Source organism: Paenibacillus yonginensis (genome assembly GCF_001685395.1).
Taxonomy (GTDB): Bacteria; Bacillota; Bacilli; order Paenibacillales; family Paenibacillaceae; genus Fontibacillus; species Fontibacillus yonginensis.
This window is the reverse complement of record NZ_CP014167.1, coordinates 287,086-300,036: the sequence shown is the minus strand read 5'-3', so window position 1 is coordinate 300,036 and position 12,951 is coordinate 287,086. Positions and strand designations below refer to the sequence as shown.

Genomic DNA, 12,951 nt, shown 5'->3' with positions numbered 1-12,951 from the left:
TCTCCTTCTCCATCTAGTTAGCTGTCCTATATCCAAACCGCCCAATGCGGCAATCTGCGAGCTTGCTTGTTATAGATTTACCCAGTAAGCATTAAACGAAACAAGTGCCAGCTGTTTAGGCTGATCTTTCTTATATGAGTGTTTTGCATAATTCCGTTTCAGAGAAGAAGCGATAGCATATTCACTGTCGTTAAGGGGTAATTTTCGAAAATGGTATTATATGGATGAAGAAAAGGGCAGACTTGCAGAATTTTAGAACAGCTCGTTTTTTAAGCGGCAGCCCGTTTTGAATGATGAGAAACGGCGAGCGCAGATGCAAGCAGAACAATGGCATTCAAATACTGGTGAGTTGTGACTTTCTGAATGCCCCGGACATGTGCGGCGTCTGCCGTCAAATAGGTTTTCAATCGGGAGTTGCAGCGTTCTACGCTGGTTCGTTCATTGTAAAGTTCCTTCCAACGCTTTGTATCCCGATGAGGGATGCTGTATCGCCGGAGATCATCCTTCGCATTTACTTTGACGACCATTCCATAGTTTGAAGACGAGCAGGCAGCCATGCCAAGCGGACAGTCGACTTTACCCGTGGCATGCGGGCAGCGAAATTTATGCATATCGCCGTCAACTCCCCAGTATGTCATCGCATAACCCATGGAACAGCACGGTGTTCCGTTCGAGGTCATGCCAGCAGGCGGTTCCTTCTCCCCCCGAAGATTAAGGGGAATGATGGCTTGTGCCTTGACGTTGCGGGCGGCCTCATAAACTTTCATTTGGTCGTAGCCCGCATCGAGTATGAAAAATCGTGTGCTCGTCCTGGACGCTGTTTTCTCGATCAGGCCCGGCGCCATTTCTCCATCATTGACATGCGCCGGCGTTACTTCCAAGGCGATCGGCAATTCACTTTTCGTATCGACCGCCAGATGAATTTTGTAACCAAACCATGTGATTTTATTGCCGAAGGAATCAATTTTTGCGCCCCAGTTCGCATTACCCGTTTGCTCGCTTTTGCGTTTGGGCTGCTTTTTCTCGTAAGCGCGGAGAGCGGCGCTGTCTATGGCGACGTTACTGCCTTCTATGATACCTTCCTGCTGACAGCGTGTGACCAAATCCTCAAAAAGCCGTTTTGCCAAGTCCTTTCTCGTCAGTTCTGAGAAAACTCGGCTTAATGTGGATATGGAAGGAGCTTCTCGATCCAGCGGAAGACCACACTGATAACGAAACCGGAGATCCGTATCCAAACGCTTATGCAACCCTGAAAAGGTACTTATTCCTTCAAGCGGCGCAGCCAAGAGTGCTCGTAGAATACCTTGTCTGCAGTATCCCTCAGCGCCTCGGGGTGAACGGCTTCTCAGTTCCTTGGCATACGGTCTCAGATCGAGAGAGCTGAAGAAGATCGGCAATCTCTCCTTGGGTTGAATTTTTAAAAGTTCTTCGAAGGAAAACAGACATTCTTGGAGAATATACAAAGTGACTTCCTCCATCCTTGAGGTTTTTGGGTTTGGTCACTTGAAAACTTCTCCAAGTTGGGGTGAAGTCCCTTTTTTATGTCCGAAAATCCTTACGGCTCAAGGCCTCAGATTACTGCAAAACGCTCATATAGAAAAAAGAAAACTCCCCTACCGATTTCACCGGTAAAGGAGTTTCGCAGCAGCGGCAGGTTGGCCACCCTCGGCCAAACCCTGCTTCTCTTGCTTAATTTAGGCAGTTATTTCCCCAAATAAGCGTTCAGCATCCAGATTTGCTTATCCAGTTCTCTGCGGATGCCGAGCAACAGGTCGGAGGTAGCTTGATCCCCGGCTTCTTCGGCTTTCTCCATGGCTTGTTTCAATTCAGACGTCAGCGTCTCGAAATCGCCAATTACTGCAGCGACCATCTGATCAGCGGTTTCCGAACCCGCCGCTTCTTTGAGCGTGGCCGTCTCCAGCATTTCCTTCATCGTTGCGACCGGTTTGCCGCCAATAGCGAGCAGACGCTCAGCGATCTCGTCCAAATAACCGGCAGCCGCGTCGTACAATTCTTCAAATTTGGCATGCAGGGTGAAGAAATGGTTGCCTTTCACATACCAATGGAAGTTATGAAGCTTGGTATACAGCAGGGTCCAGTTGGCAACTTGACGGTTCAGCTCTTGTTCAACAGCCGGGTTGGTAGTCGAATGTAATGTACTCACGATTCATTCCTCCATGTTTAAGGGTTTATTAGGGATACGACAAAAGAACTGTCGTTCACTCACGTTTTTTTAAATTTAGACTTATTCTAAATCTTGTTATTATCATAACACCTTTGTCTCAAAAAAACAATGCGTAAATTCCACATTAGGCAAGAACGTTTTTATCCTGTACAAATCATCGAATTTTATGCCAAAACCTTCTTGTCGGGTCCGTCCAGCTTCCCGGTTTAAATTCGCGCCAAGCCCTTAAAAGTCGTTTTTGACATTCAGCTTCAAATGCTCGAGAGCCCGCTCCAGGCTCCGAATCCCGTCCTCGACAACTCTGCGGTCCACCGTATTGGTATTCTCCAATCGGGTTCTTTGCGCGGCAAATGCCCGCCGCTCCTCTTCCCAATTCGACTGGCGGCGCTGAATTTCTTTATATTTGTCGAGCAAATCAGTAATGATGTCGTAAAACCGCTCATAATCAACGATAATATCATCGAGAAAGCTGTCTACCTGCTCCTTGTCATACCCCCGCATTTTAGCGTCAAAATCCTTCTCATGTATAGTGAGCGCATCCAGCTTGATGCCAAGCTGCTTAAATAAACTTTGCTGATCCTCCAGCTTGCGGTTGTAATTGTCCGACATGTTTTGTCCCTCCGTCAATCATTGTTCTGTTAACAATGTACCATATTCCAAAGAAGTTTTTAACTTTCCCCGGTCCCAGCTTGGCTTCAATCGACAAAAAAAACACCGCCTCCCCCATCTTCTAAGCGGGTAAGCGGTGAGCCGCAGGCACATTGCTGATGCGCCGTTCCAAACCACATGATCATTTCTTCTCTTGCACCGTATCCTCAATAACCGCACCTGTTTCCGGCTGCTTATTTCCTGCTGCATCCCCGCGGATACTCCGTCTGAATTCCCGGAGCATCGTGCCAAAGCCGCGTCCAAGCTCAGGAAGTTTACTTGGCCCGAACAGCAGCAGGGCCGCTATAGCCAGCAGAAGCAGGTGGGATGGGCGAAGCAGATTTTCAAGCACAGATACCCCTCCTCCAATCATTTCTGTCTCGATTATACACGCTAATGCCTGTAAATGATAACGTTTTTCACTGCGGGCCGGAATTAAAAGAAACATATTCTGGGCTCTAGGCATATGCTGTGGTGAAAGTAAGGCAAAAGGAGCGAACAACATGTCTTCATACCATTTGCTGGCTATTCTCGCCATTGGCCTGGCCTCAAATCTCGACAACGCCGGAGTCGGCATCGCCTATGGCGTCCGGAAGATCCGGATCCCCTGGTACTCCAATCTGGCTGTTGCCTTCATTTCCTTTCTGGGTACGCTGGTGTCCGGCGTTTTCGGCAGCCTGCTCGCGCTGTGGATTCACCCCTGGGTTGCCCATATCATCGGCTCTGCCGTAATTATTATGGTCGGAATCTGGGTACTTCTGCAATCGTCCAAAGAACAACAAATTCCCGAATCCGAAACGGTAGCAGCCCAAAGCACAGGTCATTTCTCGCGCCTCCTCCGCAATCCGGAAGAAGCGGATAAGGACAGCTCAAAGTCGATCAGCCTCAGCGAATCCCTGATATTAGGCATCGCTTTGGCAATGAATGCCTTGGCCGGAGGATTTAATGCCGGAGTAACGGATTTGAACATCTGGCTGACCTCCCTCTCTGTAGGCATATTCAGTTATTTATTGTTTGCATTAAGCGCCTGGTTCGGCAAAAAATATGCAGCCGAAAAGCTGGGAAGCCGGGCAACGATTATCTCCGGCGTGCTGCTTATTCTCATCGGTCTCGCTCAAATGTGGTAAACCCGGCATCAGTCCCTGACAGGAACGGTAAGGTTCAACAAACAGCCGCCCGCAATGGCCCGGAAACCTGCAGCGGGCGACTGTAAGTAGTGCTGGCGCACGATGACCAAAGAAATAGATGTAAACAGATAGTCCCATATTTTATAATATATTAACATATCGGGAGGTGCTCTGATCGATGGAATGGTACAAACGTTATGAACAGGATTTGAAAGTGGTGTTCGGAGAGGCCGGCAGGCGGATCCGCTCGTGGAACAGCCCTTTTGAGGGACAAGCTCTGCGGTATTTGGAAGGCTTTGATATAACCAGGCGGGAGGTACCTACCAACTATATCTGCTTTCTGCTGCCCTTCTGGATGGAACCCGCCGCAGGGCAGGACCGCCGTCTCAGCAGGCATCTATGCCTGGCTAATATTTTCGGCATGATGGCCTTTCATCTGCAGGATGAGGCGATGGACAAGCCTGGAACCGAACTCCATACGGTTCTACCGCTGTCTGCTCTGCTGCATGAGGAGTTTCATGGGCTTTATGCGGAAATTTTCCCGGCAGCCACGGATTTCTGGAGGTTTTATAAACGTTATTTGTTCCAATGGGCCGAAGCTGTAAGCGGGGAGAACGAGCAGGATTGGTTCCACCAGAATCCGGTCAGAATGGGCCACAAAGCTTCTCTGGTCAAGCTGGCCGCAACTGGCCTGCTTCTGAACACGGGCAGCAAGGAACACATCCCCGCAACCGAACAGGCGGTCGACCAAACGCTGGTAGTGCTGCAAATGCTGGATGACTGGGAGGATTGGGAGAAGGATCTGGAGGAAAGCTCTTATAACAGTCTGATTGCTTTATCCCGCAGCAAGCTGGGATTGCCTGCTTCTCAAACGCTGTCAAAGGAGAACATCCGCGAAGCGCTGTATACCTATGGGGTTTTGTCCGGTTTTGCAGAGCGTGCAGCTTTATGGGAACCCACGGTAAGTCAGATCCGGTCATTAGTTCCGGAGCTCTATGCTTTCTACTATTTTCTGCTGGACAATCTGCAGCAGGGAGCCTCTCAAATCGAAGCGGAGAAAAAGCTGCTGGAAGCTGGAGGATTGTCTTATTTTCTGTCTAAATGGGAGAAAAAAAACGAGGTCAAATGATAAATTCTCTCTAGCTATCTTTCTCTATTAATGGTACACTAAATAGGAAAATATAACCAATTTTGAAAGGGTGAATTCGTATGTCAACTGGTGCTCTTCTTCAATCTCAGCTTATTCAGAAGGCCTGGCAAGATCCTACTTTCAAAAGCAAGTTATTGTCCGATCCGAAAGGAACTATTCAGGAATTTTTAGGTATTTCCCTTCCGGATCACATTAAAGTCCGCACCGTTGAGGAGAACGCCGACGAGTTTTATCTGGTGCTTCCTCCAAACCCTTCTTCTGTGCTTGAAGCTAATGTCCAGCCGCAAGCCATGTGGAACCCTTAATTGACTATCAGAAAATAAGCTGTCTATCCGGTCCCGTTCAGGGTCCGCCTGACGGGAACCGGAGCACAGCTTCGGTTCCTTTGCCTTTTTCGCTTGAGAAATTCAGTGTTCCCCCCATGGCCTCAATAATCCGGAAAGTGACCATCAGTCCTAATCCGGTTCCTTTTGTTTTATTGGAGAAATACGGCTCTCCCAGTCGGCCCATTTCCTCTTCTGTCATCCCCTCTCCATTATCCTTAATATGAATGTATACATGCGCGTTAACCTCGTAAGCCCAAACGAGAATCTCCCCTTCTCCCTGGAAGGATTCAATGCTGTTCTTGATAATGTTGATGCAGGCCTGTTTAAATTTGGAGGAGCTCCCCATGACGCTAAGATCAGACGGAATATCTACGGCAATTTTCCCGCCTGTTAAATGGACCATCGGCTGCAAAATCCCTTCGATATGCCTGAACTCTTCGCTAACATTCAGCTTGCGGATTTTGCTTCCTTCCGGCTTGGCGAAGGTCAGAAAGTCCGTAATAATTCCCGAAGCGCGATCCAGTTCTTCAAGAGCCAGATCCAAATAAACCCGGTCCTGCCCCTTCTGCTGTTTCTCGCTTAGCAGCTGGATGAAGCCCCGCGTGACCTGAAGCGGATTGCGGACCTCGTGAGCAACGGAAGCGGCGAGCACGCTTATAATTTCCATTTTCTCCGAACGCTGCAGTTCATTATTGAACATTTCCAGTTTGCGGGAATACTCCACGACCTGCTCATGATTTCGAGCGAATCTCCGGCCCAGAATAATGATGAGAGAAATGACGAAACAAAGCACCCCCCATTTCCACAGCACCAGCCGGTACTGCTGGCCGCTGGCATAATAGAAAATCAGCTCGCCTATACCCGTTAACGCAAGGATCGCAAACCCGATGGTGAAAATAATGCCCTCCTTGCTGCCTCTCAAAGCATTCCAGCCAGCAAAAAGCACCAGTAAAGCAAGTTCGGCAATCATCACATATCCAAGAAGGGTACCTGTTACTTCATCATATGTAGACTGAATGCCGAATACCGTCAAACGGTTGAGCAGGAGCAGCGCAAAACAAATCAGGGAATATACCGTCTGGAAAATCCGGCTGATCCGGATAATTACCACATATTTTTCCTTATCAAAAATCTGCTCTACATAAAAGATAAACACGGGCAGGAACACAAAGAGGGCTGTATCAAACAGGTTATAATAGAAAGCTTCGTATTGTCCGTAGTAGGTGTACAGAAAGGGCGAATACGTAATGACGAGGACGCCTATACATAAAATGATCACAGCCAAGGCCAGCCAGCCCCGGATATTAGCTTCATTCAGAAACAATGTGCATAGCAGCATAATGACCGAAATAAAGATAAAGGCGCTTCCCAGCACGAAATCGGACAAATCCTTTTTAACAAAATCAATAAGCAGAGGTATAAAAGCTCCGGTCCGCACATCTTCATGCAGACCGATTCTGCCGCTGTTGGAAGAGACACCTATGTAAATGGTCTGAAGCCCGGGAGCATCAGCCGGTTTAACGGGCAGCAACAGATTGTTGGCATCACGGCCGCTCGGGTGATCCACACTGTAAATCACCTTGTCATCATACAGGACTCTGACCCGTTCTCCATAAAGTTTACGGATAATGATGGCCGCATTCCCAGTTGCCGCAGGCAAAGTCACCCGAATCCACATCGACTCCGTACGGCCGCTGCTTTGCCTTCCTGCAGGCAGCGGGTGGGCAGCGTCGGCCTGAAGCCACTGTCCGACCTGTTCAAGCTGCTGTTCCGACATATCCGGTATTAAAGAGTTGACCTGCCAAACTTGCCAGGTGCTGATTTTGGTGCTGTCCCCGGCTTGGTCGCTCCAATCTGCGGCCGGCACAATAACCGCACCCATAATCAGTGCAACTAAAATAAACACCACTGCTTTTAACAAATACTTCATTCGCCACCCCTGAGCTTGGTTATATTCATCAGGCGTTGTCCACCGTCTCTCCTTATTTTCCTTCATAAAACACAAACTAACATTATCAAATTTTACCAGAGGGGTAAATAGATAATCCTCCCTGGTTCAGGAATGGGGCAGACGTTTATTAAATGTTCAAGGAATAACCGTTTCATTTTGGACTATATTTGAAGGAGGAGAAACCCATGTACGAACCAAGGGATCGCCGTGAAACCAGCGACGTAGACGTGGAACACAGGGAAATCCATAAAAGTTCGGATTCCAGCAGAGTTGCTTCAACCTTTATTAAATACGCTGCCTATATCATCCTGTTTTTTGGATTTTTATACTTCCTGGTCAGATATGTATTCCCTAGATTCTAAAGGGAAGGTTCGGTTGTTTTGAGCGTAGTTTGGGTAAACTCCAATTAAGGAAATGATTTTCGGATGGGAGGACTATCCAATGGACAATTACGACGATAAGTTCGATGAAATGAGTGAATTCAACGGACACCCTTCAAGAAGCAATCTGGAGGACCCGGTAGACAAAACTTACGGTGACCGGATGTATGAGCAATACGAGCTGCTTGCGGATTATAATCCCGAGAACGATATTCCAAGCGATGATCTTCTACCCCATGATACCCGAATCACGCAAAGCCTCAGTGCCTATGATGAACACACCGAGCGGAATAGCGAACTTCTTGAACAAGGCGAACTGCCCGATGTTCCGGATGCGGACGATATCCAGCCTGAAAGTCCGGTGGATGCAGCCGCTCAGCCCGTTGATGTCATGCATGGAACTGATTTGATCAATGGCGCCGGTGCAGACGAAGAAGATGCTCCTCCGCAGGGAAGCCCGCAGCGGTGATCTAGACCAGACAAGCACCCCCGGCTGGGCCGGAGGTGCTTGCTTGCTTGTCCTCTTGTAACCATTTCCTCTTGCAACCATTAATTAATGGTAAATCGGCTGATTAATTCGTTCAGTTCCTCCGCTTTCTTCTTCAATTCTTCTGTTGATCCCGCCACTTCCTGGGCTACGGCAAGCTGTTCTTCCGCAGAAGCCGAAATCGTTTCGGTATTTCTGGCATTCTCTCTGGAAAGCTGCTGAACCTGACTGATCGCCTGATTGACGTTTCCCGCCTCTTCTTTCATTCGCTGCAGCTTGTCGGCTGAAGCTTCGATACTTTGCGCCAGCCCCTGAACGGTGATCAAAATATGGCTGAACGCGGTTTCGGACGTTTGGGCCGCCTCGATGCCTTGGCTCACCGAAGCCGCCACGTGCTCCATCGAGGCCTGCGCGCCTGTCATCTCTTCGGTCACCTTCTCAATCAGCTCACGAATTTTATCGGCAAATCCCGCCGAGTTCTCCGCGAGCTTCCGGACCTCCGTAGCAACTACAGCAAACCCGCGCCCCTGTTCCCCGGCTCTGGCCGCCTCAATTGAGGCGTTTAGAGCCAGCAGATTAGTCTGCTGAGCGATGCCGGCAATAACCGTTACAATGCTGCCGATTTCTTCTGTGCGGCTGCTTAACCCTTTTACCACTCGATCCAGTTCTTCTACATGAAGATGTATGGAATCCATTTTGCTGTTTGTAGTCGCCACAGCTTCATTGCCTTCCTGGGCCAGCTGGGAGGTTACGTTCATCATAAGATGAACTTCTCCAATTTCGTTGGCGACTTCCGCCACTTCGTTCACCAGATTATTGACGTTGGCCGCTCCGGCTTCCATGCTGGCCAGCTGCTTCTCCCCGCCGCTTGCAACCTGCTGAATAGCCTCTGTAACCTGTGTGATGGACGATTGGGATTGATCGGCGCCAGCGGCCAGCTGCGATGCAGACCCTGATAAACTTCTGGAAGTATCCCGAACCATTACAATTGTGTCTTTGAGATTATCGACCATCCGCTGAAAATTCTCGGCCAACTCGCCAATCTCATCTCTTCTGGCCAGCTCCAGCCGTTCATTCAAATAACCTTGTCCGATGCGGGCAGTCGACTCCTTTAACTGCACCAGCGGCTTCAGGATCGAGCGAATCACCCAGAAGATCAGCAGACCGCCAAGAACAACCGCAGAAACGATCACCCACAGCGTAGTTAAACCGATGCTCCGGCTGACTCCCGTAATTTCTTTGTCAAAGATTACGCCGCCGATCTTCCAGCCTGTCAGCTGGTTGGTCGCAAAGATCATCTTTCTGTCCGAGCCCTCCAGCTGATAAGAAAATTGTCCGCTGTCTCCTGTATTCATCAGCTGAACAAAATCGGCGGTTTCTTCTTGGCCTATGTCATCATAACCTGGATGGACAATGTAATGATTTGAGCCGTCCAGCATAATGACATATCCTTCTTTGCCCACCTTCAAATCGGTAAGCGCGGCCAGAGATTCCAGATTCAGATCCATCGCTACAATTCCTTTACCGTCGGACAAACCGCGGGAGATGGAAACCGAGTTCTGGCCGGCGGCCGTTTGGAATACGGACGATACAATCGTTTTGCCGGGATTCTTGATGGCATCCGTATAAATCGTCTCCTTGCGGAAGTTATCGGCTGTTTTCCCCTCCGGGGCTCCATGCCGGCTGACTCCGTTGTCGCCGACGATATAAATATCAAGCACATCATAATGGGTATTCACGTATTGAGTTAAGCTATCCTGCAGGTTCTGCCCGGAACCCAAGGTTCCACGTTCCGCGTCTGCTCCGCTGATAGAATTGGCATAATAAGCCAAATCACTGTATTTGGCCGTCAAGGTGCCCGTTACGATATCATTAACTGTGTTTACGCTTTCATTTGCGCTGTCCATAAGCTGGCTCTGCAGCTCGCTGCCTGTCGAGCGATACGTGCTGAGACCAATGTACAGACTGGGCAGCAGCAGCACAGCCAGGCGATCCTCCTCCCATCTAACGGCAATCCGGTTTAACTGATGCAGACCTGATTGCGGCCCTGGTTCTTGGCTTTATATAACATCCGGTCTGCTTGCTCAAACAGCTCTCCGCATGCCGTCTGAGGATAAGAAGCAGCCCCGACGGAGACCGTCAGGGCAAGCCTCGTCCCATCAGGGAGAATAAAAGGCGTGTTTTGCACATTTTTTCTCATATTTTCCGCGACATGACCGATTTTATCCTTCCCGCACCGCTCTACGATAACTACAAACTCTTCTCCGCCCTTCCTTGCGATATAATCACCCGTACGGAACGAATCATTCAGCACCTCCGCTAACTGAACAAGGACAGCATCCCCCGCAGCATGACCGTAAGTATCGTTCACTTCCTTGAAATGGTCAATGTCGATAACCAGCATGGAGTAAGGAAGATTTACATTTTCACTGCTTTCCAACCGGTGCTCAAAATAGGCTTCCAATGACCGGGTGTTATAAAGTCCAGTGAGATGGTCCCTCGCTGCGGCTTCTTTCATTCGCTGCATCATCACATGTGTCAGCTTCAAATAACGGATCATGAAATAAAGCAGCAACCCGCTGATCAAATAAAAAATGACGAAATAAACAAGCTCTACAGGCGCTTTGCCTTTAAGCGGCACAAATAAAGAAACAAGCGTCAGAACGTCCGTTGACAGCAGAGCGGCCGCCCACCGCTTGAATTTCAATTTCCCTTTGCTGATTAAACTGATTGCGATTCCAAATGTAATAAATATGTTGACGGCGGCAATCACCGAAGTTCCGTTAAATCCATGTACAAAAAACAGGCGGTAAACGGACATGACCACCAGTGTACAAACTCCAGACAGCCAGCCTCCCAGATACACAGACACCAGCAATGCCAGCTGACGGGCATCCGCCCTTACATATTCCGTGACAGGAAAAGAAAAATGAATAAGGACTACCCCAAAGATCCCCAGGATCCCACCTTCGATCATACGAATCCCTATCAAGTTTGTCCGGGCATCCTTAACATATCTGGAGCGGATCATATTGCCGAAAAACAGAAAACTTGTCAGCAGCGTAAAGTTGTTAATCAGTTTCTCAATCATAGCTTCCTTCCTATTCCTGCTTTTACAAATAATATAGCTATACCATAGCATAAAAAGCGCGAAATTTGTCGAAGTTTATTCTGGAAGCAAACTCGGTTATGATAGTATTATCAAAATTTTAAATGAAGTCAATCAAGGAGGATGTCATTTCATGAAACGCCGCAATTTGTTTACTCCAGCTTTACTTGCTCTCATGCTGGTATTCGTTTTTGCCTTGACCGCCTGCGGGAACAAACCGGAAGCAAGCAACGCCGGGAATTCCACCCAGACTTCAGGTTCCAACGCTTCGGGCAATGCCGGGGACAGCGCTGATTCTTCAGAGGCTCCAAGCTCGGAAGCTCCAGCTTCCACTGGTCCGGTTGCGGATGATCCCTCCAAAGAGGTTCAACCTGATCCTGCCTTTACATCGACGGATAATCCTGTTGTGACTATCGAAATGAAGACCGGCAACCAAATCCAAATCGAACTGTATCCCAAAGCAGCACCCAATACCGTCAACAACTTTATTTCCCTTGTTCAAAAAGGATTTTATGACGGAACCAAATTCCACCGCGTTATCCCCGGCTTTATGATTCAAGGCGGCGACCCGCAAGGCAATGGCACAGGCGGTCCGGGATATTCTATTGCCGGAGAATTCACAACAAATGGCGTGAAAAACGATCTGAAGCATACCCGAGGCGTTATTTCCATGGCCCGGGCGCAGGATCCCAATTCCGGCGGTTCGCAGTTCTTTATCATGGTGGCTGATGCCGATTACCTGGACGGGCAGTATGCTGCTTTTGGCAAAGTTATTAAAGGCATGAGCACCGTAGACGCAATCGTCAATCTGCCGCGTGACAGCAATGATATGCCTGCCGATAACGACCTGGATGTGATGAGCAAGGTAACGGTAGATACCAAGGGCAAAACCTACCCTGAACCAGAAAAAGTCGGTTCGAATTAGACGAAAATCCCCTGCTGCGGGCCAACCATCAGCAGGGGATTTTTTTCTCGAAACGACATATGTCCTACTTTTGCAGTATTGATTAACATTCGGATGCGTTTTATAATTCCTATTGTTGGAATTATTTTACTTATAAAGAAGGTATCACATGTTAGCACATTTATTGAAACCGTCCATGCCAGGCAGAGGTTCGATTGTGATTGCCGCTTTATATGAAGGTCTGGGGGAGTATTCGGGCATCTATATAGGCGATCACCAGATCATTACGCTTTCTAACAAACACACGCCGGTTCAGATGAGCATAGAAGAGTTCAGTCATATTCATTCGACCAGATTCAAAAGTGAAATTTATTGGGCTTGTCATCTGTTCAATCGTCAGCCTGTCCGGTTTCCCGAAGCCGCACAAAGAGCCTTACATACGTTAAACAACAACAGCTACAAAACGATGCTAATCAACAGTCACCAGTTTTGTTCAGGATGCATAACAGGCGATTTCGATAATGAAGATGCCCAATTATCGGAGCTTAAGAAACGGATCAAAGAGCTTTATCCTCATAGGCATGTATGGAATAAGCAAGCCTAGAACATCGAACTGAAAAATCATCCTCCACTACCATCCAGACAAGCTGATCTGCAACAGAATGAAACAGGCTTCCCTGCGGG

14 protein-coding genes are annotated in these 12,951 nt (G+C 48.5%); 7 read left to right on the top strand and 7 right to left on the bottom strand.

The annotated features are described in order from the left end of the window. Positions 1-269: 269 nt before the first annotated feature. The 4 genes from AWM70_RS01315 to AWM70_RS01300 all read right to left on the bottom strand — a co-directional run bounded on the left by AWM70_RS01315 (position 270) and on the right by AWM70_RS01300 (position 3,185). Positions 270-1,463 carry a transposase gene (locus AWM70_RS01315; protein WP_016311143.1) on the bottom strand — a complete coding sequence of 398 codons (1,194 nt, stop codon included), beginning with the start codon at positions 1,461-1,463 and terminating at the stop codon, positions 270-272. Positions 1,464-1,702: 239 nt separating this feature from the next. Further along, positions 1,703-2,167: a Dps family protein gene (locus AWM70_RS01310; RefSeq protein WP_083180082.1), complete on the bottom strand. Its 465-nt coding sequence runs from the start codon at positions 2,165-2,167 to the stop codon at positions 1,703-1,705. A 243-nt stretch (positions 2,168-2,410) separates the two neighbouring features. Further along, on the bottom strand, positions 2,411-2,794 hold the full coding sequence (locus tag AWM70_RS01305) for a DivIVA domain-containing protein (protein WP_068693675.1): 384 nt from the start codon (positions 2,792-2,794) through the stop codon (positions 2,411-2,413). Positions 2,795-2,975: 181 nt separating this feature from the next. Then, positions 2,976-3,185 (bottom strand): twin-arginine translocase TatA/TatE family subunit, encoded by a 210-nt coding sequence (locus AWM70_RS01300; protein ID WP_418303194.1) that lies wholly within the window; start codon positions 3,183-3,185, stop codon positions 2,976-2,978. 151 nt (positions 3,186-3,336) lie between these two features. On the opposite strand from AWM70_RS01300, the gene ytaF reads away from it, so the two are divergent. From ytaF to AWM70_RS01285, 3 genes are all read left to right on the top strand, one after another. After that, entirely contained in the window at positions 3,337-3,960 is a 624-nt protein-coding gene (gene ytaF / locus AWM70_RS01295; protein ID WP_068693672.1) for a sporulation membrane protein YtaF, read from the top strand. A gap of 178 nt (positions 3,961-4,138) precedes the next feature. Then, positions 4,139-5,089 carry a hypothetical protein gene (locus AWM70_RS01290; protein WP_068693670.1) on the top strand — a complete coding sequence of 317 codons (951 nt, stop codon included), beginning with the start codon at positions 4,139-4,141 and terminating at the stop codon, positions 5,087-5,089. Positions 5,090-5,169: 80 nt separating this feature from the next. Further along, the gene (locus AWM70_RS01285; RefSeq protein WP_068693667.1) at positions 5,170-5,415 is read left to right on the top strand and encodes an NHLP leader peptide family RiPP precursor; all 246 of its coding nucleotides are present in this window, start codon (positions 5,170-5,172) and stop codon (positions 5,413-5,415) included. Between the two features lie 37 nt (positions 5,416-5,452). Here AWM70_RS01285 and AWM70_RS01280 read toward each other — a convergent pair whose 3' ends face one another. Beyond that, on the bottom strand, positions 5,453-7,366 hold the full coding sequence (locus AWM70_RS01280) for a sensor histidine kinase (RefSeq protein ID WP_068693665.1): 1,914 nt from the start codon (positions 7,364-7,366) through the stop codon (positions 5,453-5,455). Between the two features lie 206 nt (positions 7,367-7,572). On the opposite strand from AWM70_RS01280, the gene AWM70_RS23360 reads away from it, so the two are divergent. Beyond that, positions 7,573-7,749, top strand: a complete 177-nt coding sequence (locus AWM70_RS23360; RefSeq protein ID WP_169823384.1) for a hypothetical protein — start codon at positions 7,573-7,575, stop codon at positions 7,747-7,749. Between the two features lie 79 nt (positions 7,750-7,828). Further along, entirely contained in the window at positions 7,829-8,236 is a 408-nt protein-coding gene (locus AWM70_RS23055; RefSeq protein WP_099093053.1) for a hypothetical protein, read from the top strand. 80 nt (positions 8,237-8,316) lie between these two features. On the opposite strand, the gene AWM70_RS01270 is transcribed toward AWM70_RS23055, so the two are convergent. Together AWM70_RS01270 and AWM70_RS01265 are read right to left on the bottom strand one after the other, a co-directional pair. Next, positions 8,317-10,236, bottom strand: a complete 1,920-nt coding sequence (locus AWM70_RS01270; RefSeq protein WP_068693663.1) for a methyl-accepting chemotaxis protein — start codon at positions 10,234-10,236, stop codon at positions 8,317-8,319. A gap of 38 nt (positions 10,237-10,274) precedes the next feature. Continuing rightward, the gene (locus AWM70_RS01265; protein ID WP_068693662.1) at positions 10,275-11,345 is read right to left on the bottom strand and encodes a GGDEF domain-containing protein; all 1,071 of its coding nucleotides are present in this window, start codon (positions 11,343-11,345) and stop codon (positions 10,275-10,277) included. A gap of 151 nt (positions 11,346-11,496) precedes the next feature. Here AWM70_RS01265 and AWM70_RS01260 point away from each other — a divergent pair, with 151 nt between their 5' ends. Both AWM70_RS01260 and AWM70_RS01255 read left to right on the top strand, forming a co-directional pair. Further along, positions 11,497-12,288 (top strand): peptidylprolyl isomerase, encoded by a 792-nt coding sequence (locus AWM70_RS01260; protein WP_068693660.1) that lies wholly within the window; start codon positions 11,497-11,499, stop codon positions 12,286-12,288. 148 nt (positions 12,289-12,436) lie between these two features. Then, positions 12,437-12,871, top strand: coding sequence for a hypothetical protein (locus AWM70_RS01255; RefSeq protein WP_068693658.1), 435 nt, complete (start codon positions 12,437-12,439; stop codon positions 12,869-12,871). The last annotated feature ends 80 nt before the right edge of the window (positions 12,872-12,951 follow it).

Excerpts from the sequence above, each read along its gene's own strand:
- AWM70_RS01305 (WP_068693675.1), bottom strand. The coding sequence starts at position 2,794 with ATGTCGGACAATTACAACCGCAAGCTGGAGGATCAGCAAAGTTTATTT.
- AWM70_RS01255 (WP_068693658.1), top strand. The coding sequence starts at position 12,437 with ATGTTAGCACATTTATTGAAACCGTCCATGCCAGGCAGAGGTTCGATT.
- AWM70_RS01260 (WP_068693660.1), top strand. The coding sequence starts at position 11,497 with ATGAAACGCCGCAATTTGTTTACTCCAGCTTTACTTGCTCTCATGCTG.
- AWM70_RS01280 (WP_068693665.1), bottom strand. The coding sequence starts at position 7,366 with ATGAAGTATTTGTTAAAAGCAGTGGTGTTTATTTTAGTTGCACTGATT.
- AWM70_RS01285 (WP_068693667.1), top strand. The coding sequence starts at position 5,170 with ATGTCAACTGGTGCTCTTCTTCAATCTCAGCTTATTCAGAAGGCCTGG.
- AWM70_RS01265 (WP_068693662.1), bottom strand. The coding sequence starts at position 11,345 with ATGATTGAGAAACTGATTAACAACTTTACGCTGCTGACAAGTTTTCTG.
- AWM70_RS01290 (WP_068693670.1), top strand. The coding sequence starts at position 4,139 with ATGGAATGGTACAAACGTTATGAACAGGATTTGAAAGTGGTGTTCGGA.
- ytaF (WP_068693672.1), top strand. The coding sequence starts at position 3,337 with ATGTCTTCATACCATTTGCTGGCTATTCTCGCCATTGGCCTGGCCTCA.
- AWM70_RS23055 (WP_099093053.1), top strand. The coding sequence starts at position 7,829 with ATGGACAATTACGACGATAAGTTCGATGAAATGAGTGAATTCAACGGA.
- AWM70_RS23360 (WP_169823384.1), top strand. The coding sequence starts at position 7,573 with ATGTACGAACCAAGGGATCGCCGTGAAACCAGCGACGTAGACGTGGAA.